The 21,079-nt window shown below is 70.2% G+C and carries 24 protein-coding genes; 10 read left to right on the forward strand and 14 right to left on the reverse strand.

Going from position 1 to position 21,079, the window contains the following annotated elements; genetic code table 11:
- Window positions 1–106: 106 nt before the first annotated feature.
- Both ruvA and PKD06_RS08175 read right to left on the reverse strand, forming a co-directional pair.
- Window positions 107–727, reverse strand: coding sequence for a Holliday junction branch migration protein RuvA (gene ruvA, locus PKD06_RS08170; RefSeq protein ID WP_324379363.1), 621 nt, complete (start codon window positions 725–727; stop codon window positions 107–109).
- A 61-nt stretch (window positions 728–788) separates the two neighbouring features.
- Window positions 789–1,658, reverse strand: coding sequence for a DUF296 domain-containing protein (locus PKD06_RS08175; protein WP_324379365.1), 870 nt, complete (start codon window positions 1,656–1,658; stop codon window positions 789–791).
- A 206-nt stretch (window positions 1,659–1,864) separates the two neighbouring features.
- Between PKD06_RS08175 and leuC the strand changes: the two genes are divergently transcribed.
- The gene (gene leuC, locus PKD06_RS08180; protein ID WP_324379367.1) at window positions 1,865–3,274 is read left to right on the forward strand and encodes a 3-isopropylmalate dehydratase large subunit; all 1,410 of its coding nucleotides are present in this window, start codon (window positions 1,865–1,867) and stop codon (window positions 3,272–3,274) included.
- Between the two features lie 49 nt (window positions 3,275–3,323).
- On the opposite strand, the gene PKD06_RS08185 is transcribed toward leuC, so the two are convergent.
- Entirely contained in the window at window positions 3,324–3,596 is a 273-nt protein-coding gene (locus PKD06_RS08185; protein ID WP_324379369.1) for a hypothetical protein, read from the reverse strand.
- A 60-nt stretch (window positions 3,597–3,656) separates the two neighbouring features.
- On the opposite strand from PKD06_RS08185, the gene PKD06_RS08190 reads away from it, so the two are divergent.
- Together PKD06_RS08190 and PKD06_RS08195 are read left to right on the forward strand one after the other, a co-directional pair.
- Window positions 3,657–4,106: a metallopeptidase family protein gene (locus PKD06_RS08190; RefSeq protein ID WP_324379370.1), complete on the forward strand. Its 450-nt coding sequence runs from the start codon at window positions 3,657–3,659 to the stop codon at window positions 4,104–4,106.
- Between the two features lie 23 nt (window positions 4,107–4,129).
- Window positions 4,130–4,597: a molybdenum cofactor biosynthesis protein MoaE gene (locus tag PKD06_RS08195; protein ID WP_324379440.1), complete on the forward strand. Its 468-nt coding sequence runs from the start codon at window positions 4,130–4,132 to the stop codon at window positions 4,595–4,597.
- Window positions 4,598–4,634: 37 nt separating this feature from the next.
- On the opposite strand, the gene PKD06_RS08200 is transcribed toward PKD06_RS08195, so the two are convergent.
- From PKD06_RS08200 to PKD06_RS08210, 3 genes are read right to left on the reverse strand one after another with little or no spacing between them, the layout of a single operon-like run.
- A complete protein-coding gene (locus PKD06_RS08200; protein ID WP_324379372.1) occupies window positions 4,635–5,624 on the reverse strand; it encodes a tripartite tricarboxylate transporter substrate binding protein in 990 nt (329 codons plus the stop codon).
- 10 nt (window positions 5,625–5,634) lie between these two features.
- Window positions 5,635–6,111: a Crp/Fnr family transcriptional regulator gene (locus PKD06_RS08205; protein ID WP_324379374.1), complete on the reverse strand. Its 477-nt coding sequence runs from the start codon at window positions 6,109–6,111 to the stop codon at window positions 5,635–5,637.
- Between the two features lie 7 nt (window positions 6,112–6,118).
- Window positions 6,119–6,805, reverse strand: coding sequence for a response regulator transcription factor (locus PKD06_RS08210; protein ID WP_324379377.1), 687 nt, complete (start codon window positions 6,803–6,805; stop codon window positions 6,119–6,121).
- Between the two features lie 99 nt (window positions 6,806–6,904).
- Between PKD06_RS08210 and PKD06_RS08215 the strand changes: the two genes are divergently transcribed.
- Both PKD06_RS08215 and PKD06_RS08220 read left to right on the forward strand, forming a co-directional pair.
- Window positions 6,905–7,438 carry a L,D-transpeptidase family protein gene (locus PKD06_RS08215; protein ID WP_324379378.1) on the forward strand — a complete coding sequence of 178 codons (534 nt, stop codon included), beginning with the start codon at window positions 6,905–6,907 and terminating at the stop codon, window positions 7,436–7,438.
- A 110-nt stretch (window positions 7,439–7,548) separates the two neighbouring features.
- Window positions 7,549–7,869 (forward strand): hypothetical protein, encoded by a 321-nt coding sequence (locus PKD06_RS08220; RefSeq protein WP_324379380.1) that lies wholly within the window; start codon window positions 7,549–7,551, stop codon window positions 7,867–7,869.
- A gap of 230 nt (window positions 7,870–8,099) precedes the next feature.
- On the opposite strand, the gene PKD06_RS08225 is transcribed toward PKD06_RS08220, so the two are convergent.
- A complete protein-coding gene (locus tag PKD06_RS08225) occupies window positions 8,100–8,405 on the reverse strand; it encodes a hypothetical protein (protein WP_324379383.1) in 306 nt (101 codons plus the stop codon).
- Between the two features lie 183 nt (window positions 8,406–8,588).
- On the opposite strand from PKD06_RS08225, the gene PKD06_RS08230 reads away from it, so the two are divergent.
- A complete protein-coding gene (locus tag PKD06_RS08230; RefSeq protein ID WP_324379385.1) occupies window positions 8,589–8,834 on the forward strand; it encodes a type II toxin-antitoxin system Phd/YefM family antitoxin in 246 nt (81 codons plus the stop codon).
- Between the two features lie 252 nt (window positions 8,835–9,086).
- Window positions 9,087–9,872 (forward strand): outer membrane beta-barrel protein, encoded by a 786-nt coding sequence (locus tag PKD06_RS08235; RefSeq protein WP_324379387.1) that lies wholly within the window; start codon window positions 9,087–9,089, stop codon window positions 9,870–9,872.
- On the opposite strand, the gene PKD06_RS08240 is transcribed toward PKD06_RS08235, so the two are convergent.
- The gene (locus tag PKD06_RS08240; RefSeq protein ID WP_324379389.1) at window positions 9,798–10,241 is read right to left on the reverse strand and encodes a hypothetical protein; all 444 of its coding nucleotides are present in this window, start codon (window positions 10,239–10,241) and stop codon (window positions 9,798–9,800) included. The genes PKD06_RS08235 and PKD06_RS08240 overlap by 75 nt on opposite strands.
- 60 nt (window positions 10,242–10,301) lie before the next feature.
- A complete protein-coding gene (locus tag PKD06_RS08245) occupies window positions 10,302–11,066 on the reverse strand; it encodes a YggS family pyridoxal phosphate-dependent enzyme (protein WP_324379391.1) in 765 nt (254 codons plus the stop codon).
- A gap of 50 nt (window positions 11,067–11,116) precedes the next feature.
- Between PKD06_RS08245 and leuS the strand changes: the two genes are divergently transcribed.
- The 3 genes from leuS to holA are packed head-to-tail and all read left to right on the forward strand — an operon-like array spanning window position 11,117 to window position 15,305.
- Window positions 11,117–13,741 carry a leucine--tRNA ligase gene (gene leuS / locus PKD06_RS08250; RefSeq protein WP_324379393.1) on the forward strand — a complete coding sequence of 875 codons (2,625 nt, stop codon included), beginning with the start codon at window positions 11,117–11,119 and terminating at the stop codon, window positions 13,739–13,741.
- The gene (lptE, locus tag PKD06_RS08255) at window positions 13,728–14,270 is read left to right on the forward strand and encodes an LPS assembly lipoprotein LptE (protein WP_324379395.1); all 543 of its coding nucleotides are present in this window, start codon (window positions 13,728–13,730) and stop codon (window positions 14,268–14,270) included. Before leuS ends, lptE begins: the two co-directional genes overlap by 14 nt.
- Window positions 14,271–14,279: 9 nt before the next feature.
- On the forward strand, window positions 14,280–15,305 hold the full coding sequence (holA, locus tag PKD06_RS08260; protein ID WP_324379397.1) for a DNA polymerase III subunit delta: 1,026 nt from the start codon (window positions 14,280–14,282) through the stop codon (window positions 15,303–15,305).
- 23 nt (window positions 15,306–15,328) lie between these two features.
- Here the strand turns inward: holA and PKD06_RS08265 are convergent, their stop codons facing one another.
- From PKD06_RS08265 to mnmE, 5 genes are read right to left on the reverse strand one after another with little or no spacing between them, the layout of a single operon-like run.
- On the reverse strand, window positions 15,329–16,237 hold the full coding sequence (locus PKD06_RS08265; protein WP_324379399.1) for a ParB/RepB/Spo0J family partition protein: 909 nt from the start codon (window positions 16,235–16,237) through the stop codon (window positions 15,329–15,331).
- A gap of 24 nt (window positions 16,238–16,261) precedes the next feature.
- A complete protein-coding gene (locus PKD06_RS08270) occupies window positions 16,262–17,104 on the reverse strand; it encodes a ParA family protein (protein ID WP_324379401.1) in 843 nt (280 codons plus the stop codon).
- Between the two features lie 10 nt (window positions 17,105–17,114).
- Window positions 17,115–17,732, reverse strand: coding sequence for a 16S rRNA (guanine(527)-N(7))-methyltransferase RsmG (rsmG, locus tag PKD06_RS08275; protein ID WP_324379403.1), 618 nt, complete (start codon window positions 17,730–17,732; stop codon window positions 17,115–17,117).
- Window positions 17,733–19,589 carry a tRNA uridine-5-carboxymethylaminomethyl(34) synthesis enzyme MnmG gene (gene mnmG, locus PKD06_RS08280; protein ID WP_324379405.1) on the reverse strand — a complete coding sequence of 619 codons (1,857 nt, stop codon included), beginning with the start codon at window positions 19,587–19,589 and terminating at the stop codon, window positions 17,733–17,735.
- A gap of 2 nt (window positions 19,590–19,591) precedes the next feature.
- Complete coding sequence (gene mnmE, locus PKD06_RS08285) at window positions 19,592–20,938, reverse strand: tRNA uridine-5-carboxymethylaminomethyl(34) synthesis GTPase MnmE (RefSeq protein ID WP_324379407.1); 1,347 nt, start codon at window positions 20,936–20,938, stop codon at window positions 19,592–19,594.
- Window positions 20,939–21,079: the final 141 nt, after the last annotated feature.

Genomic DNA, 21,079 nt, shown 5'->3' on the forward strand with positions numbered 1-21,079 from the left:
GGGCTTCATCTTCGTGCTCTGCGTCCTCCTGTTCCGCGAGGGCGTCGTCGGCGTCATCGCCAAGAAGCTGAAGCGACCTCTCTGAGCCGGGGGCCCCGGCAGGCTCTCAGCCCTTGGCCAGCTCCCTCAGCCCGAGCCGAATGAGCGCCGGCGCGCCGGCGCCCTCCGGGGCGCTCCGCAAGGCGGCGGCGATCGCGGCCGCGGCCTGGGACTGCCCGTAGCCGAGATTGACGAGGGCCGAGACCGCATCGGCCACGGCGGGGGGAGCCGACCTGTCCTCGATCGCACCGGGCAGGAATGCGGCCACGGGACCGGCGTCCCCGAAGGCAGGCGCCTTGTCCTTCATCTCCGCCGCGATGCGGGCGGCGAGCTTGGGCCCGACGCCCGGCGCGCGCGCGATCGCCGTCCTGTCGCCGGTCGCGATCGCGGCGGCCAGCGCCCCGGGCTCGAGAACCGAGAGGATCGCGAGCGCCACCTTGGCGCCCACGCCCTGCACGCCCTGGAGAAGGCGGAACCATTCGCGCTCCTGGTCGGACCGGAACCCGTAGAGCCGGATCATGTCCTCGCGGACATGGGTCTCGATCGAGAGGCTCGCCGCCTCGCCCTGGGCCGGGAGGTTCTGGAGCGTCCGGCTCGAGCAATGCACCACATAGCCGACCCCGCCGACATCCACGATGACGAAATCCTCGCCCTGGCTGTCGATCACGCCCCGCAGCTTGCCGATCATGGCGCCCTCCACCGCTCCGCCGTCGCATCGGGGGCCGGCCCTGGCAAGCGGGGGAGCGGACTCAGCCTTCCTCGACCAGCAGCTCGAAGGTGATGCAGACGGGATTCTCCCCGCGCAGCAGGCGCCCGCGCGAGGCGAGGCCGCTGAAGCCCGAAAAGCAGATCTCCAGCTCCGCACGCGGATCGCCGTCCGGGCCGGGCGCGACCCGTCCGGACGTGACCAGCACCTCGGAGCCCATGTCGTCGAGCACGGTGCCGTCGGCGAAGCGGGCGCCGATGAGACTGCCGAGGCCGCGCAGGGTCGCGGTCTCGTAGCCGAGCTGCCGGCACGCCTCCTCCGCCGCGCGGACGATATCCTCGTTCGGCTTCACGCGGATATAGGCCATGCGCACGCCCCCGGCGCCCGGCGCTTCCGCCTCGATACGGACCGGATGGAAGAGCTGGTAGTCGGTCTCGGGATCGTGCTCGGAGAGGATCGCGGCGCCGGGCAGGGTGGCGATCCTGACCTCGGCCGGGCGGGCGAGCACGGATTCGGCAGGCACCACGTGGCCGCCATGCCATTGCCCGTCCCGCTCCAGCCAGACGGCGTGGCAATGGATGAAGGGCTCCCCGTCCCGCCGGCCGAAGCTCGCCTGGGCCATGTCCAGCCGGCCGCCGCCCTCGGGCTTCTGCCCCTCGCTGTACCAGAAGCGCGGATAGGATCCCTCGACGAGGGCCGGCAGGTAATAGACGAGCGGGTCCAGGACGATCTCGCCGAAGGTGAGGACGGCGCTGGCGATTCCCCGCGCGCCCAGCTCGCGCGCGACGGCGTCGTGCAGGCTCGCCCCGGCCGGGAGAACGGCCGTCACGACCTTTCCCGTTCCGGCCACGATTTCCGCCCGCGGCTCGAGCGGGGGGCCGGGATGGCGAAGACGGCGAAGCGCGGCGGTCATGCGGGACTCCCTCGTTCGGCCTGCCGGCAGAGCCGAGCGGCGCGGCCCTGTCAATGCCGCCCGTCTTTATTGCCCGGGCATGCTCCTTTCCGAACCGGATTTCCGCTTTCCGGGATCATGCCTGATGCGCCCGAAAGACATCTTCCGATCGCAGCCGCGGAAGATTAGAGACGGTCCAGTCGAGGTCCAATCGAGCAGCCAGAACCATGTCCGCCCCCCGCACCCTCTATGACAAGATTTGGGACGACCACGTCATCGACCGGGCCGAGGACGGGACCTGCCTTCTCTATATCGACCGCCACCTCGTGCACGAGGTGACGAGCCCGCAGGCTTTCGAGGGCCTGCGCGCCGCCGGCCGCAAGGTGCGGGCGCCCGAGAAGACGCTGGCCGTCGTCGATCACAACGTGCCCACCACCGACCGCCGGGCCGGGATCGACGACGAGGAATCGCGCATCCAGGTCGAGACGCTGGCGATGAACGCGCGCGAGTTCGGCGTCGAATATTACGACGAGCTGGATGTCCGCCAGGGCATCGTCCACATGATCGGGCCCGAGCAGGGCTTCACGCTCCCGGGCATGACCATCGTGTGCGGCGACAGCCACACCTCCACCCACGGCGCCTTCGGGGCGCTCGCCCACGGCATCGGCACCTCGGAGGTCGAGCACGTCCTCGCGACGCAGACGCTGATCCAGAAGAAGATGAGGAACATGCGGGTCGTCGTCGACGGCAAGCTGCCGCCCGGCGTGACCCCGAAGGACGTCACCCTCTCCATCATCGGCGAGACCGGCACGGCCGGCGGCACCGGCCACGTCATCGAATATGCGGGCGAGGTCTTCCGCGCCATGTCGATGGAAGGGCGCATGACCGTCTGCAACATGTCGATCGAGGGGGGCGCGCGCGCCGGCATGGTCGCGCCCGACGAGACCACCTTCGCCTATGTGAAGGACAAGCCCAAGGCGCCCAAGGGCGCCGCCTTCGATGCCGCCCGCCGCTACTGGGAGACCCTGGCCTCGGACGAGGGCGCCCATTTCGACAAGGTGGTCCGGCTCGACGGATCCAACCTCCCGCCGGTCGTCACCTGGGGCACGAGCCCCGAGGACGTGGTATCCATCACGGGCGTGGTGCCGGATCCGGAGCTGATCGAGGACGAGAACGCCCGCGCCTCCAAGCGCCGCGCCCTCGCCTATATGGGGCTCACGGCCGGGACGAAGATCACCGACATCCCCATCGACCGCGTCTTCATCGGCTCCTGCACGAACAGCCGCATCGAGGACCTTCGGGCCGCCGCCGCGATCGTGGCCGGACGGAAGGTGCATGAGCGGGTCAATGCCTGGATCGTGCCCGGCTCGGGCATCGTGAAGATGCATGCCGAGGCCGAGGGGCTCGACCGGATCTTCAAGGAAGCCGGCTTCGACTGGCGCGAGCCCGGCTGCTCCATGTGCCTTGCCATGAATGCCGACCGGCTGGCGCCCGAGGAGCGCTGCGCCTCGACCTCGAACCGCAATTTCGAGGGGCGGCAGGGCCATCGCGGCCGCACCCATCTTGTCTCCCCCGCCATGGCCGCCGCCGCCGCCATCGCGGGACATTTCGTCGACGTGCGCAGCTTCGGCGGCTGAAGCGACCGGCTTCGAAGGCGGGGACGTCCCCGCCTTCGCGGCCGCCCTCCTACCAGCCGTGGCGGCGGTGGTGGTGATGTGGCCTGCCGTGGTGATGGTGCCAATGGCGGTCACGATGGTGCCAATGGCGGTGATGCGGATGGTGCCAGCCCCGGCGGTGGGGATCCCAGCGGCGATGGTGGTGGTGCTGCCAATGCTGGACATTGTGGACCAGCCCCGAATCGATCCCCATGGAAGCCGGCGGGGAAACGGGCGCCGCCGCGGCGGCGGTGCTCAGCCCGATCCCGGCGGCCAGGGCGAGAACGACTTGACGAAGGGACATGGTGCTCTCTCCTTATGAACCGTAAGCGTGATCGCCCGCCTCGATCGCAACGGATGCTGCATGGCGAGACCTGAACCCCACCTGAGCGCGGCCGGTTCTCGCGGCTGGGCCGAGCGGCAGGCCCCCTCCCTGGCCGAAATGGAGGACATGGCCGGGGAAGCCTATGCCTCCCTGCCGGAAGCGTTCCGCCGCCTGTGCGAGGGCGTGGTCGTGCGGGTGAGCGATTTTCCCGACGACGAGACGCTGGAAGACCTGGGCCTCGAAAGCCCCTTCGACCTCCTGGGCCTCTTCCGGGGCATCGGCCTCGCCCAGGGCGGCTCCGCCGAATCGCTCCAAACGGGCCAGTTCCCCAACATGGTCTGGCTCTACCGGCGGCCGATCCTCGATTACTGGGCCGAGAACGAGGAGACGCTCGGCGCCATCGTCACCCATGTCCTGGTCCACGAGATCGGCCACCATTTCGGCCTCTCCGACGAGGATATGGAGCGGATCGAGGCCGCGGCCGGCTAGACATGACGAGGCTCCCCGTCGCCATGCCCCCCCGGATCGCCGTCCAGCGCGAGGATTTCGATCCGGCCCTCGTCGTCGAATCCCTCTCGGCCGGCACGACCGAGATCGGGGCCGTGGCGACCTTCCTCGGCCTGTGTCGCAGCGAGGAGGGACGCCTCGCCGCGCTCGAGCTGGAGCATTATCCCGGCATGGCGGAGGAGGAGATCGGGCGCGTGGCCGCCGAGGCAGCGGCGCGCTGGCCCCTCCTCGGCCTCTGCGTCGTGCATCGCTACGGGCTGATCCGGCCGGGCGAACGGATCGTGATCGTCGCCGCGGCGGCGCGGCACCGGGGCGACGCCTTCGCGGCGGCGGCTTTCCTGATGGATTTCCTGAAGACGCGCGCGCCCTTCTGGAAGCGCGAGCATCTCGTCGACGGCACGCTCGGCCCCTGGGTCGCGGCGACCGAAGCCGATGCGCAGGCCGCCGCCTCCTGGGAGCGGAACCAGGGATGACAGGGGCGAGGGATCAGCCCGATCGATTCGAGCCTGCCTATTCGATGGAGACGCGGGCGGCCTTGATGATCTCCGCCCAGCGCCGGATATCCTCCTTCTGGAAGGCCGCGAAGGCTTCGGGCTCGCGCCAGTTCGGCAACATGCCCTGCGTGTCGATCGCCGCCTTCGTCTCGGGCCGGGCGAGGATGGCACCGATCGCCTCGACATAGCGGGCGCGGATATCGGCCGGGAGGCCGGCCGGCGCGAAAGCGGCGATCCAGGCATCGGCCTCGACCCCGGCCACTCCCTCCTGCGCCAGCGTCGGCACGCCCGGAACCTGGGGCGAGGGCGAGGGCGAGGCCACGGCGAGCGCCCGCAATTCTCCGGCCTGGACCTGCCCGAGGACGGTCGGCACAGTCGCGAAGGCGAGGTCGATCCGCCCGCCCACCATGTCCTGGAGCAGCGGCGCCGCGCCGCGATAGGGGACGTGGACGAAATCGACGCCGGTCTTCACCTGGAACAGCTCCATGGTCAGGTGCGAGGCCGAGCCGATTCCCGTCGAGGCGCAGGTGAGCTTCGGCTCCTTCCCGGCACGGGCGATCAGGTCCTTCACCGAGCCCGCCTCGAGCCCCTTGCGCACGACCAGGAGGTGCTGGAGATCGGCGAGGCCGCCGAGGACCGTGAAGTCCTTCACCGGATCGTAGCCGCCCCCGCCCTTCAGCAGCGAGAGATTCGTGGCATGGGTCTGGTTCGTGGTGACGAGCAGCGTATGGCCGTCCGGCTCGGCCCGCGCGACGCGGCGCGAGCCGACCGCGCCGGAGGCTCCGGGCGCGTTCTCCACCACGACCGACCCTTCGAGCATCGTCGCCAGCTCGCGGGCGAGAAGGCGCGCCAGCACGTCCGTCCCCCCACCCGCAGGATAGGGAACCACGATCGTGACGGGATGGGACGGCCGCCAAGCCGCCCGCGCAGAGGAAGGGGCCAGGGAGGGAGCCAGGAGACAGGCGGCGCCGGCGAGAAGCCCGCGCCTGTGGATCAGCGATGTCATGCGTTGTCCTTCACGATTTTGCGCCCGCGCCGCGGGAGGAGACATCCCCGGCGAGAAGCCGGCGGGCCTCTTCGAGATCGGCGGACAGGCCGGCGAGTTCGTCCGCCAGGGCGTCGCGGATGGCGATGGCGGCGGCGGGAAATTCCTCGAGCATGCGCTTCATCATGGTGGGAGAGATGCGCAGCACCTCCGAGCGCTCGCGCGCCACGGCGGAAACCGGCCTCTTCATCCGCACGAAAAGGGCGATGCGGCCGATCAGCGCGCCGCGGCCGGCGATCGCGGCCGCGCCGCTCTCCTTGCCGACGGCCAGGGCGCCCGACATGACGACATAGCCCCCGTCCGACCGCTCGCCCTCCCGGAACAGGTATTCGCCCGCCCGCAGCCGGCGCGTTTCGGCCGCGAAGGCCATGAGGCGCAGGGCGTCGCGCTCGACCAGCTCGAAAAGCTCCGCCTCGGAGAGGAGCGCGAGGGTATCGTCCAGGGACAAGGGCGCCTCAGGCCACGAGCCGGTAGCCGCCGGGCTCGGTGACGAGAATCCGCGCGGCCGAGGGATCGGTCTCGATCTTCTGCCGGAGACGATAGATATGCGTCTCGAGCGTATGCGTCGTCACGGAGGAATTGTAGCCCCACACCTCTTGCAGGAGCGTGTCGCGGCTGACGATGGCCTCCCCCGCCCGGTGCAGGAAGCGCAGGATCGCAGCCTCCTTCTCCGTCAGGCGCAGCAATCCGCTGGCTGCGCTGGTCAGCGTCTTGGCCCCGGCCCGGAACGTATAGGGTCCGATCGGCACGGCGGCTTCCTCCGACGCCTCGCGTGCCCGCAGCAGCGCCCGGATCCGGGAGAGAAGTACGGCGAATTTGAAAGGCTTCACGACGACCTCGACCCCGCCCGCCTCCGGGTCGAGGCCGGGATCGGCCTCCTCGGCCGCCGGGGCCAGCAGGATGAGCGGGCCGCGGAATCCCGCCTCCCGGATCGCCGCGGCGAGGCGCGGGCCTTCGCCCTCCGCAAGGGCCGCGTCGGCCAGCAGGATGTCGAAGGATTCCTCGTCCAGGAGCGCGCGCATCTGCGCGCCGCTCTCGCAGAAAGCGACCTCCAGATCGGAAGCCTGGGACAATTGCTCGACGAGGAGGTCCCGCAGGACCGCATCGCCCCCGACGGCGAGAAGCCTGTGGGCCGCCGACATCAGAGGACGGCCGGATGGGAGGGGCGGCGACGCCGGGCGAAGCTGCGCATGCGCTCCTATATCTTGACACCGCCCCTCAGTTGAAGTCCCTCGCCGCCCGTGAAGAGACGCAGCCTCGACGTTATTCGCGTCTTTCGCGCGCCCGGAGACAGGCGGCGCGGGCATTTGCGCGCGGGAGCCCTCACGCTGCCCTGCGCGCTCGGCGCGGGCGGCCCGGTCCGCCGCAAGCGCGAAGGCGACGGCGGCACTCCCGTCGCCGCGATGCGCGTCCTCGCCATCCTCTACCGTCCCGACCGCGGACCCCGGCCGCGCGCGCAGGTGCCCGTCCGGCCGATCGGAACGCGGGACGGCTGGTGCGACGATCCCGGTTCGGGACGCTACAACCGGCCCGTCCGGCTGCCCTTCGGGCCGTCCCACGAGCGGATGTGGCGCGACGACCGCCTCTACGACATCGTCTTCGACCTGGATTGGAACAGGGGTCCCGTCCGCCGGGGCCGAGGCAGCGCCATCTTCCTTCACGCCGCGCGTCCGGGCTTCCTGCCCACGGACGGCTGCATCGCGGTGCGGCGGGACAAGCTGCGGCAACTCGCCGGCCTCGTCGGGAAAAGCACGCGGATCGCGATCGTGGGCTGAGAGGCCCCGGTTAACTCTGCGAGGCGGGAGATCGGCGCCCGGTGGAGACCCTGCACGCGGCTTGCGCCGAGCGGGCCCGAGCAGACCGTCAAGGCAGGGCCTTTCCCGAAATGGCACAGGACCTCTCACAGGACCAGTTCGACATCGCCTGCCTGCGCCACATCGTGGCCGATCCGGAGGCGCAGCGCGCCTCGCTCGCGGCGGCGATGATCAAGCTGCATGCCCTGGCCATCGCCCGGTCGCGGCCGGACCTGCGCGACGAGGCCCTGGAAATCGTCAGATATTCGGAGCGGCTCTATTTCGGCCTGCCGGACCGGGCCTCGCTCGCGCGGATCATTTGCGGGCATCCCGCATCGGCGCGGCTTCGCGGGCAGGCGATCGACGACCTCGTCGACGCCGTCTGGGATCACCTCAGGCGAGGCAAGGACTGAAGGAAAGCGTTGCGGTCTCGCCCGACGATGCCGGGCGGAGCCAAATGGGCGCCGTCAAGCGGCATGGAACAACATCATCCGGCACCCGAGCAGCACGCGCCATACAAGTCTCGGCGCGAAAGCATCGTCTCCGGAGGGCGGGAACGAAAGCTTTCACGCCGGGATCGACGGGCCTCGAAAGCCAGGGCGCCGGCAGGCAATGCCGGCGTCCGTGCCGACCGGTCTGCGCCTCAGAGCGGGCAGGGACCCTGCGTCAGCGACACATGCTGCGGCCGCACCACGCGCTGGGTCATGAAATAGACCGGAGCCTGGCGGGTGGAGGACCAGGTGGAAGGGGTCTCCACGACCGCCGTGCGGGGACCGCGGGCCAGCCGGCCCATGGTGTTCACGCGAACCGTCGCACCGATGAAGCACTTGGTGAAGACGACGGTCGGCTCCACGTAGGGGGCGCGATACGTGAAAACGTCTGCCTGCGCTTGGGACGAGACAGCCAGGAGACCGGCTGCGGCAGCTAGGATCCCATATACAGTCTTCATGAACGCCTCACTGTTTTATGTGACAACCGGACGCCGCCATCGCTGGCCAGCCTGGGGATAATGAATTGTTTACATTGTCTGTCAACTATGTATTTTCATAAAGGTGCATCCTCGGCGCAATTTGCGACAGCGACAGAAGCGACGTATAAGGCAGGTTGACCCAAGGATTCGCCGGAGCGGCTGATGAGACGCGTCCCGAGCGCGGAATTCGTGAGGCGATTCAGCGCATTCTGCGATGAAGCCCTGTCCGAGCCGGTCGTCCTGACCCGGAACGGACGTGATCGCCTCGTCATCGCCAGCGTGGACCAGTATCGGCACCTGCTGTCCCTCGCCATGATCAACTCCTCCGAGGAAAGCCCATCCGAGCAGATCTCGGAGGAATTGAGCTTCCTCGTGCGTCCCCTCGACAAGGCGGGCTCGGCCAACTGAAGCATGGCCGCGGCACGACGCCCCGGCCGCGACAGTCAGCCCACGGTCAGGGAAGCAGGCCCGCCGAAAGCTGCCTATGGGAGGCCATCGCGCGGGACGTGCTGCGTTATCCACCGATATTTGCGGTGATCGCCGTCCGGCGATCCTGGCCGGCCTGGTGGAGCGGCCTCGCCGGATTCCGGCGGCCGGCTCTCGCGGGAACGGCCCGTTAACCATAAACGCAATTAGCTGCGCGGAACTCGGGGTTCCGACGTGCCGCGCAACCTTTCCTTCAGCCTCTCCTGCATCGCCGCCGCGGTCGCCCTCGCCGGTGGACGGCTCCCTGTCGCCGCGGCGGAAAGCCCGGCCCCTCCGGGGGACGTCCGCTGCTACCTCGCGACGGGGCCCACCGGGGCGCCCAGGAAGTTCTGCGAATCCGAGCGGATCGTGACCGTCGGTCCCATCGCCGACGGCAATCCGATCACCACGCCGACCCCTGCCACCCTCGCCCTGCACGAGGCCGACAGGTCGAGCCGGGCCTTCGGCTGGACCTCGCCGGCCGGGACCGGCTCCCGGTGGAGCGGCCTCTCCCTCGGCGCGGGGCTCGGCGCCGCCCTGGGCGGGGGGGAATCCCGCCCCGTCGCCGACGCGGCCCTGCGCTTCGACTGGAACCCCGATCCCGCCTCGCCCTGGATTCTCGGCGCCGAAATCGGCCATCAGGCCGGCTTCGGCCGTGCGGCTGGCGGCCCGAACGACCTGTCGAGGGCAGGAGCCACCCGCTTCACGCTGAGCGCCGGCCTTGCCTTGAGCGATCGGTTCCGGCTCGCCGTCGATGCCGGCCCGGCGATCGGCCAGGGTGGCCCCTTCCGCCGCCAGCCGGCGGGATGGACGGCCGGGATCGGCCTCGCCTATGCGCTCGACGCCTCCTGGGCCCTGACGGTCGATTACCGCTTCACGCGCATCGCCTCGCGCCCGGCCGGGTCTTCAGCGGGGCAGCGTGTAGACCACGATCGATCCGTCATCCTCGGCGGTGTAGCATACCGGTTTTTTGGACTTTAGCGTCCGCCGCAATCCGGGATCCACGACGCATTCCTTCGGATCGAAGCTCGAGGAGGCGATTTCGGTCCGCTTCGGCGGGGCGAGCGAATAGGTCGGGCCGCCCTGGGCGGCCGACATCCGGGAGAAGGCGCGGATCTCGCTGGCCAGCGGCCAGTCGTGCAGATGCGCACGCGGATCCGCCGAGCGGATCTCGTAGCGCTGCACGCCTTCCGGGCTCGGCTTCGGCAGGATGACGAAGGCCGCCTGCGGCGAGGCCGGGACGGCGGCGGGAGCCGGAACGGAGGCGACGGGCGGCGCGCTCGCCTGCTGGGCGACGAGCTGGCATCCCGCCAGCAGAAGTCCGAGCGCAGGAACGACGAAGAGCTTCATGATACGCGCACTCCCCAGCCGGACGCAGTTTATCCGGCCGGGCCGCCGGCACAAGCGTTTTTACGAATTGTCAGGACTTTGCTCAGTCTCCGACATTTTCGCAGGATTCGTGCCGCGCCCGCCGAAAATGGCCGTCCCGACCCTGACATGGGTCGCGCCGAGCTGGATCGCGGCGGCGAAATCCCCGCTCATGCCCATGGACAGCACCTCGAGGCCGTTGCGCGCCGCCATCTGCGCAAGCCAGGCGAAATGCGGCGAAGGCGGATCCTCGGCGGGCGGGATGCACATCAGGCCCTCCACCGCGAGCCCGTAGGTGCCGCGACAGGAGGCGAGGAAGGCGTCCAGGTCGTCCGGGTCGACGCCTCCCTTCTGGGGCTCCCGCCCCGTATTCACCTGGCACAGGAGGCGCGGCTGCCGCCCCGCCTTCTGCGCCGCCTTCGCGAGCGCCTTGGCCAGCGAGGGGCGGTCCAGCGTGTGGATGGCGTCGAAGAGGGCGAGCGCATCCTCGGCCTTGTTCGATTGCAGGGGGCCGATCAGATGCAGCTCGGCATCCGGCCAGGCTTCCCGCAGGGCCGGCCATTTGCGCCGGCTCTCCTGGACGTAGTTCTCGCCGAACAGGCGCTGGCCCGCCCCCAAGGCGTCCTCGATCCGGGCCGGCTCGACGGTCTTCGACACCGCGATCAGCGCCGCGGAGCCCGGCGCCCGCCCGCTATCGGCCTCGGCGCGGGCGATCTCCTCGCGGACCCGGGCGAGGCTCTGCGCGACGCCGCTCATGCCGCGGCGCCCACGGCGCCCCCCCCCGGCAATGCTTGTCTCCGCCGCCATGTCGGCTCCTGTCCGGCCGCCCGATCCCTCGATCAAATCGCCATCTACCGATGTCATCCGAGCGCTACAACGCCAAGGAGGCCGAGCCGAAATGGCAGGCGGCCTGGGCCGACCGAGAGGTCTTCGTCTCCAAGAGCGACGACCCGCGGCCCAAATACTACGTGCTCGAGATGTTCCCCTATCCGTCGGGGCGCATCCATATGGGCCATGTGCGCAACTACGCGATGGGAGACGTCGTCGCCCGCTACAAGCGGGCGCGCGGCTTCAACGTCATGCATCCGATGGGCTGGGACGCCTTCGGCATGCCGGCCGAGAACGCCGCCATGCAGAACAAGGTCCATCCCAAGGAATGGACCTATGCCAATATCGCGACCATGCGGGCACAGCTCAAGTCGATGGGCCTGTCGCTCGACTGGTCGCGCGAATTCGCGACCTGCGACCCCTCCTATTACAAGCAGCAGCAGCGCCTCTTCCTCGATTTCCTGGCCGCCGGGCTCGTCGACCGCAAGTCCGCGAAGGTGAACTGGGACCCCGTCGACATGACCGTGCTCGCCAACGAGCAGGTCATCGACGGCAAGGGCTGGCGCTCGGGCGCCCCGGTCGAGCAGCGCGAGCTGACGCAGTGGTTCTTCCGCATCACCGATTTCGCCGGCGATCTCGATGCCCAGCTCGACACACTGACGCGCTGGCCGGACAAGGTCCGGCTGATGCAGCGCAACTGGATCGGGAAGTCGCAAGGGCTCCTCGTGCGCTTCGCGCTCGACCCGGCGACGGCGCCGAACGGCGAGGTCGAGTTGCCGGTTTATACGACACGGCCCGACACGCTCTTCGGCGCCCGCTTCATGGGCATCGCGCCCGATCATCCGCTCGCCCGCGCCGCCGCCGAGCGGGACCCCGCCCTCGCCCGCTTCATCGAGGAATGCCGCCGCGGCGGCACCTCCCAGGCCGATATCGACCGGGCGGAGAAGCGCGGCTTCGATACCGGCATCCGCGCCGTCCATCCCTTCGATCCCACCTGGACGCTGCCGGTCTATGTCGCGAATTTCATCCTGATGGATTACGGCACCGGCGCCATTTTCGGCTGCCCGGCGCATGACCAGCGCGACCTCGATTTCGTCAACAGATACGGGCTCGGCAACACGCCCGTCGTCTGCCCGCCGGGACAGGATCCCACGACGTTCACGATCACCGACACCGCCTATGACGGCGACGGACGGATGATCCATTCGCGCTTCCTCGACGGGATGACGCCCGGCGAGGCGTTCGACGAGGTCGCCCGCCGCCTCGAAGCCGAGACGGCGCCGGGCGGCTTGCCCATGGCCGAGCGACGGACCAACTACCGCCTGCGCGACTGGGGCATTTCCCGGCAGCGCTATTGGGGCTGTCCGATCCCCATCATCCATTGCGAGAGCTGCGGCGCCCAGCCGGTCCCCGTCGCCGACCTCCCGGTCATGCTCCCCGACGATGTCACCTTCGACAAGCCGGGCAACCCGCTCGACCGCCATCCGACCTGGCGGAACGTGCCCTGCCCCATCTGCGGCAAGCCGGGCCGGCGCGAGACGGACACGATGGACACCTTCGTGGATTCGTCCTGGTATTTCGCGCGCTTCACGACGCCGCACCTCGACGATGCGCCGACGGACAAGGACATCGTCGATTCCTGGCTGCCGGTCGACCAGTATATCGGCGGGGTCGAGCATGCGATCCTGCACCTCCTCTATTCGCGCTTCTTCACGCGGGCGATGCGCCAGACGGGCTGGGCGGGGCTCGACGAGCCCTTCGCGGGCCTGTTCACGCAGGGCATGGTGGTCCACGAGACCTATCGCGGCGAGGACGGCGCCTGGCTCCAGCCGGCGGAAGTCCGCATCGAGCCGGGGCCGGGCGGCGAGCGGCGCGGATTTCACGTCGAAACCGGCGCACCGGTCACGATCGGGCCGATCGAGAAGATGTCGAAGTCGCGCCGCAACACGGTCGATCCCGACGACATCATCGCGGGCTACGGCGCCGATACGGCCCGCTGGTTCATGCTCTCCGATTCCCCGCCCGAGCGCGATGCGATCTGGTCGGACGAGGGCGTCCAGGGCGCGGGCCGGCTCCAGCAGCGCATCCACCGGCTGGTCGGCCGCATCGCGGCGCCCGGCTTCGCGGCGGCCGGGCAGGCCGGCGCCCTCGAGATCCGCAAGGCGGCGCATCGCGCCCTCGCCGTCGTGGAGGAGGCGTTCGAGCGCCTTCATTTCAACGTCGCGGTCGCCCGCATCAACGAGCTGGTCAACGCGCTCCTCGCCGTCGCGCCCGAGCAGGGCGGGGCCGCGGCCTCGCCGGACCCGGAGGCCGCCGAGGCCGCGCGCGAGGCCGCGCGCATCCTGGTCCAGCTCCTCGCGCCGATGATGCCCCATCTCGCCGAGGAATGCTGGCGCATGCTCGGCGAGGACGGCCTCGTGGCGGAAGCGCCCTGGCCCGCCCTCGACCGGAGCCTCCTCGTCGAGGACCGGATCACGCTGCCCGTCCAGATCAACGGCAAGAAACGCGCGGATGTCACCGTGCCGCGTGATGCGAGCAACACTTCGGTCGAAGCCGCCGTGCTAGGATTGGAGCCCGTCATGCGCGCGCTCGAAGGCCGCACGCCGCGCAAGATCGTGGTCGTGCCGCAGAGGATCGTGAATGTCGTGGTCTAGCTCGTCCCGGCGCCGGGCATCGCGCCGCCTCCTGGTCGCGGGAATGGTGCTGGCGCTCGGCGCCTGCTTCCGCCCCCTCTACGGGCCGACCGCCTCGGGCGTCCCCGTGCGGGACTCGCTGGCGGCCATCCAGGTCGACACCATCAACACCCTGCGCGGGCAGGAACGGCTCGGCCACTTCCTGCGCAGCGAGCTGATCTTCGACCTCGACGGCTCGGGCCGGACCGCGCAGAAGAGATACAAGCTGGTCATCGACGCGGCGGAGGCCGTTCAGATCACCTCGGCCGACACGACCAGCGGGCGCGCCAATGCGGGCATGCTCAACGTCACCGCCCGCTACCGCCTCACCACACTCGACGGGAAGCGGGAGCTCACGGCCGGGGTGGCGCGGGCGACCGCGACCTATTTCCGCGATCCGCAGCGCTTCGCCTCGCTCCGGGCCGCGCGTGACGCCGAGATGCGGGCATCTGCCCAGGTTGCCGACGACATCAAGCAGCGCCTCGCCGCCCTCTTCGCCACGTCGCCCTGAGGCCGATTCGTGACGGCCGTGAAGGCGGGCGACGTCGATCGCGCCGTTCGGAACCGCGCCGCCCAAATCTGCGTGCTGCTCTTCCACGGTCCCGATGCCGGCCGCGTCGCGGAGCGGGCGCGGGCGGCGGCCGGGGCGGAAGTCACGGATCCCGCCGATCCCTTCCAGCTCGTCCGGCTCGACGGCGACGACCTGCTCGATCGGCCCGGCAAGCTGGTGGAGGAGGCGACCACCTACGGGCTCTTCGGCGAGCGCCGCGTCATCCTCGTCCGCCCCACCTCGCGCAACATCGCCTCCGCCGTCGCGGCCTGCCTCGACGCGGCCCCCGAGGGCACCCTGGTCGTGATCGAGGCAGGCGACCTCGCACGATCCTCGCCGCTCCGCGCGCTTTGCGAGAAATCGCCCCGGGCGCTCGCCCTTCCCTGCTATTCGGACGAGACGCGCGATCTTGCGACCGTGATCACCGAGACTCTCGCCGCCGAGGGGCTGGGCATCGAGCGCGAGGCGCGCGAGCTTCTGATCGATTCCCTCGGCGGCGACCGCCTCGCCAGCCGCGGCGAGGTGGCCAAGCTCGCCCTCTATTGCCGCGGGCAGGAGCGCGTCACCTGCGACGACGTGCTGGCCGTCGTCAGCGACGTCTCGGCGCTCGGCCTCGATGCCGTGCTCGACGCGGCCTTCGGCGGCGACCTCGCGGCGCTCGAGCCCGGCCTGCGCCACCTCGCCGTGAACGGTGTCGCGCCCGCGCAGCTCCTGGCGCTTGCCCTGCGCCACGCATTCGCGCTCCTGGGGGGACGCCTCTCAGTCGAAAGCGGGGAAGACCCCGCTTCTGTCTTGCGGGCCTGGCGGGGGCTGCATTTCAGCCGCCGCGACGCGGTCGCGCGCCAACTCGGCCGCTGGACCTCCTCTGCTCTCATGGAGGTGGTGGCGGCGCTCCAGGAGGCGATTCTGGAGACGCGGCGTCAGGCCGCCATGTCCGAAGCCCTCGCCGCCTCCGCGCTGTTCCGCATCGCCGCCCGCGGACGCAAGGCCGCCTGACGCACCGCCGTTTCGACGGGGGGCTATGCCCTGAGGCGCCCGGCAAGAGCGTCGAGCTGCTCCAGGGTCGCGTAGCGGATGCGCAGCTCGCCGCCGGGATCCTTGTGGTCGATCTCCACCACGAGGCCGAGCGCCGCCTCCAGCTCCTTCTCCAGGGCGCGGGTGTCGCTGTCCACGACGCGCTTGCGGCGCGGCCGCCCGGGCCTGCGCTCGCTCGTCGAATCCCCCTCCTGCCCGGCCTCCCCTTCCGTCCGGGCGAGGCGCTCGACGTCGCGCACCGTCAGGCCGCGCTCGACGATGCGATCCGCGACCGCGTCGGGATCGGCCACGGCGAGAAGCGCCCGGCCGTGGCCGGCGGAAATTTCCGAGCGCTCGATCAGGCTGCGCACATGGGGGGAGAGCTTGAGGAGCCGCAGCGTGTTGGCGACATGGCTGCGACTCTTGCCGAGGGTCGCGGCGAGATCGGCCTGACTGTAGCCGTGATGCGCGATCAGGCGCTCGTAGCCCGACGCCTCGTCGAGGGCATTGAGGTCGCTGCGCTGGACGTTCTCGATGATCGCGAGTTCGAGGGCGAGCTTGTCGTCGGCCTCGATCACGACCACGGGAACGTCGTGGAGGCCCGCGCGCTGGGCCGACCGCCAGCGCCGCTCGCCCGCGATGATCTCGAAGACATCCGGCAGATCGCGCACCGCACGCACGACGATGGGCTGGATGATGCCGCGCTCGCGAATCGATTCGGCGAGTTCCGCCAGCTCCTCCTCGGAGAAGCGGGTGCGGGGATTCTGCTGGTTGCGGCGCAGGAACTCGATCGGCACCCGGCGGGTGGAGCCGGCCGACCGGCGCTCGCTCCCGCCCCCGAATTCCTCGTCGACATCGCCGATCAGGGCGGCGAGTCCCCGCCCGAGGCGGGAGCGCGAAGGCTCTTCCATCATGGTCTCCCGGCTCATCGTCCGGCCCTAGGCGGCGGCGAGCATGCGCTCGCGCTGTATGATCTCCGAGGCGAGGCGCAGGTAGGCCTGCGAGCCGGTGCATTTGAGGTCGTAGAGCAGCACGGGCTTGCCGTGCGAGGGCGCCTCCGAGACCCGCACGTTGCGGGGAATCACGGTGTCGTAGACCTTCGGCCCCATGAACTGGCGCACATCCGCCACGACCTGATTGGCGAGGTTGTTGCGCGGATCGAACATGGTCAGCACGACCCCGTGGATCGAGAGCCGGCTGTTGAGGCTGGTGCGGACCTGCTCGACGGTCTTGAGAAGCTGGCTCAGCCCCTCCAGGGCGAAGAATTCGCATTGCAGAGGCACGAGCACCGCATCCGCCGCCGCGAGCGCGTTGATGGTCAGCAGGTTCAGCGAAGGCGGGCAGTCGATCAGGATATAGGTGAAGGGCGGCTCGCCGTCCTCGCTCCGGGGCGGCAAGCCGGCGAGCGCCCGGCGCAGGCGCTGGGCGCGGTCGCGCTGCTGGGAGATTTCCAGCTCGATCCCGAGCAGGTCCATGGTCGAGGGCGCGACCGAGAGGCCCGGAACGGCCGTTTCCTGGATGGCCGCCGCCAGGTCCTGCTCGCCCGTCAGGACCTGATAGGTCGAGACGATGCGGCGGCGGCGCTCGATGCCGAGCCCCGTCGAGGCGTTCCCCTGGGGATCGAGATCGACGACGAGGACGCGCTCGCCGATCGCCGCGAGGGCGGTGCCCAGATTGATGGCGGTCGTCGTCTTGCCGACGCCGCCCTTCTGGTTGGCGAGGGCCAGGATGCGGGGAATGCGCTGCCCCCGGAGGGAGGAGCTGAGAGGGCTCGATGTCACTGGACGACCATCATGAGCGCGGACCGGAAAAGTCGCGGATTCGAAGGATGCGGCCGGCCGAATCCGTCCGGCTTGGCACGATGTCGACCTGGAAAATCCAGGATTCTTGCGCTTCGGTCAATTCGAGCGCGGCGTTTCGCCCCTTCGGAAACAGACCGACGGCGCCTTTGCGCAGGAAAGGTTGTGCATAAGCGAGAAGCCGGGCGAGCGGAGCGAGCGCCCGGGCCGACACCACATCGGGCGAAAGAGACCCGGCCGGGACATCCTCGATTCGCTCCTGCCGCACATTCACGGCCACGCCCATCCGCCGGGCGGTGCTGCGCAGGAAGGCGCATTTGCGGGCATCGCTCTCGACCAGGGTGACGAGGCGGCCCGGATCGACGGCCGCGACGACGAGGCCGGGCAGCCCTCCCCCCGAGCCGAGATCGAGCCAGCTTGCGGCCGCCGAGCCCAGTTCGGCGACCTGGAGGCTGTCGTCGATGTGGCGCGTCCACAGATACGGCAGGCTCGCCGGCGAGACGAGGTTCAGCGCCCGCTGCCAGCGACGCAGCTCCGCGGCGAGGATCGCGAGCCTTTCGGCTGTTTCACGTGAAACATGCCGGGCGATGTCTGCCGGTAGCTGCTCCACTCACGCCGCCGGGCGGGCCGCGCGACTATGGGCCGCTAGGATCGTGAGCGCGGCCGGGGTCACGCCTTCGAGCCGCGCGGCCTGGCCGAGACTCGCCGGCCGCAGGGCCGCGAGCTTGACCCTGATCTCGTGGGAAAGGCCCGGCAGCGCCGAGAAATCGAGGTCGCCCGGCAGCAGCGCATCCTCGTCGCGCCGGAAGGCGGCAATGTCCTCGTGCTGGCGATGCAGGTAGACTGAATAGACCGCGTCCGTCTGGAGGCGCTCCATGATCCCGGGCGGGATCGCCGCGAGTTCGGGCCACAGGGCCAGGAGCCGCGCGGGCGGGCAATCGGGCCGCGACAAAAGCTCGAAAGCCGAGCGGCGGATGCCGTCCTGGTTGATGGCGAGCCCGGCCACCGCCGCCTCGCGCGGGGTGGCGGCCAGCGCGCCGAACCTTGCGCGCGCCTCCTCCAGGTCCGACCTCCAGGCGCCGAAGCGGGACGCTCTCTCCCCTCCCACGACGCCAAGGCTCATCCCCAAAGGAGTCAGCCTCTCGTCGGCGTTGTCGGGGCGCAGGCTGAGCCGGAATTCCGAGCGCGAGGTGAACATGCGGTAGGGCTCAGTCACGCCGCGCGTGACGAGATCGTCGATCAGAACGCCGAGATAGGATTCGGCCCGCGAGAAGATGTGGCCCTCCTGCCCTCCCGCCCGGCGGGCCGCATTGATGCCGGCGACGATCCCCTGCGCCGCCGCCTCCTCGTAGCCCGTCGTGCCGTTGATCTGGCCGGCCAGGAACAGGCCGGCGACCGTCTTGGTCTCCAGCGTCGCCTTCAGCGCGCGCGGATCGACGAAATCGTATTCGATGGCATAGCCCGGCCGCAGGATCGTGACCTTCTCCAGGCCCGGAATCGAGCGCACGACGCCGGCCTGCACATCCTCCGGCAGGGAAGTCGAGATGCCGTTCGGATAGACGACCGGGTCGTCGAGGCCCTCCGGCTCGAGGAAAACCTGATGGCTGTCGCGATCGGCGAAGCGCACCACCTTGTCCTCGATCGAGGGACAATAGCGCGGTCCCCTCCCCTGGATGGTCCCGCCATAGAGCGGCGAGCGATGCAGGCTTGCGCGGATCAGATCGTGGGCCGCCGGCCCCGTCCGGGTGATGCCGCATTCGATCTGCGGCACCGTGATCCGTTCGGTCAGGAAGGAAAAGGGCACCGGATCGTCGTCGGCCGCCTGGTGCTCCACGGCGGCCCAGTCGATCGTACGCCCGTCGAGCCGCGGCGGCGTGCCCGTCTTCAGCCGCCCGAGCGGGAAGCCGCAGCGCGCGAGGCTCTTCGACAGCCCGTCCGAGGGGGGCTCGCCGAAGCGGCCGGCCCTGATCTGCCTCTCCCCGATATGGATGAGGCCGCCGAGAAAAGTCCCCGTCGTCAGCACCACGGCGCCCGCCGCGAAGCGCTGCCCGTCGGCGAGCACGATGCCGGCGACCCTGTCGCCGACGATCTCGATGTCGTGGGCCTCGCCCTCGATCACGTCGAGATTCGGGGTCTCGGCCAGGGCGGCGCGGATGGCGCGCCCATAGAGCTTGCGGTCGGCCTGGGCGCGGGGCCCGCGCACGGCCGGGCCCTTGCGCCGGTTGAGCATGCGGAACTGGATGCCGCCCCGGTCGGCGGCACGGCCCATCAGCCCGTCCAGCGCATCGATCTCGCGCACGAGATGACCCTTGCCGAGCCCGCCGATGGCGGGATTGCAGGACATGGCGCCGACCGTGCGCGCCGATTGGGTCACGAGAGCGGTGCGGGCGCCGAGGCGCGCCGAGGCTGCGGCGGCTTCGGCGCCGGCATGGCCTCCTCCGATCACGATGACATCGAATCCAGACACGTTCACTTTCCGATGCAGAAGCTGCTGAAGATGCGGTCGAGCACCTCCTCGACATCGACCGCGCCCGTCATGCGCCCGAGATGGCGCAAAGCCAAGCGCAGATCCTCCGCGAGCAGTTCGATCGCTCCCCCCTGCCCCGCGATGGCGGCATGATCGAGGCAGTCGAGAACGCGAGACAACACGGCCCGATGCCGCTCCCGCGTCAGGACGGCATCGCCCGCGCCTTCCATGACGCCGCCCGCGATCTGCTCGATCCGGGCGAGCAATGCGGGAAGCCCGGCTCCGGTCCGCGCCGACACCGCAAGCTGCGCGCCGGCCGGGGCGGAGCCGAGATCGGCCTTCGTCGCGACGCGGAGGGACGGCTCGGAAAGCGGTGGCAGGCCGGCTTCCTCCCCGGGGGCGCGGTCGGCCGGCATGAGCCAGAGGACGAGATCGGCCGCCCTTATCCGGGCCCGCGCCCGCGCGATTCCCTCCTGCTCGACCTCGTCCCCGCTCTCGCGCAGGCCGGCCGTGTCCACGAAGGTGACCGGCAAGCCGCCGAGGTCGCAACGGATCTCGATCGCGTCTCGCGTCGTGCCCGGAACAGGCGAGACGATGGCGACGTCGCGCCGCGCAAGCGCATTGAGAAGCGTGGACTTGCCCGCATTGGGCGGACCGGCAATCACGACCTGGAAGCCCTCGCGCACCCGCTCCCCGCGTGCGGCCTGGTCCAGGGCTGCCGCGATCTCGCGGCGGACGGCCTCGCCCGCCGCGCAGGCGCCTGCCGCGACGTCCTCCGGCACATCGTCCTCGTCCGAGAAGTCCGGGGCGGCCCCGCGGGGGGCGAGGGGGGCGAGAAGCCGCTCCCGCCAGGAGGCGATCTCGCCCGCGAGGCGCCCTTCCAATTGCCGCAGAGCCTGCCGGCGCTGCGCCTCGGTCTCGGCGTCGATCAGGTCGGCGAGGCCCTCGACGGCCGTCAGATCAAGCCTGCCGTTGAGGAAGGCGCGGCGCGTGAACTCCCCGGGCTCGGCGGCGCGGCAGCCGGGAGCCTGGGCGAGAACCCGCAGAACGGCGCGCCGCACGGCCGGGCTGCCATGAATCTGAAGCTCGGCCTGATCCTCGCCCGTGAAGCTCGCCGGGCCGGGCATCCAGATCACGAGGCCCTGGTCCAGAACTTCGCCCGTCATGGGGTCGCTCAGGCGGCGAAGGGAGGCGCGCCGCGGCGCGGGAAGCTTGCCGGAAAGCAGGCGCCGCAGCAGGCCGGAGGCGTCGGGCCCGCTGATGCGAATCGTCGCGACTGCTGCCCTGCCCTGCCCCGAGGCGGACGCGAAGATCGTGTCCGGCTGTGTCTCCTCACGCACCGTCGTCATGGCCGGGCTTGTCCCGGCCATGACGACGATATTCTCGCGACCGGTGGAGCGAAGCTGCGCAGCGGATGGAGATGGCCGGGACAAGCCCGGCCATGACGGTGGGAAGAAATCCGATCTCCAGGGTTGCGCATCGTTCCGCAC

Source organism: Enterovirga sp. (assembly GCF_035325185.1).
Lineage (GTDB): Bacteria > Pseudomonadota > Alphaproteobacteria > Rhizobiales > Beijerinckiaceae > Enterovirga.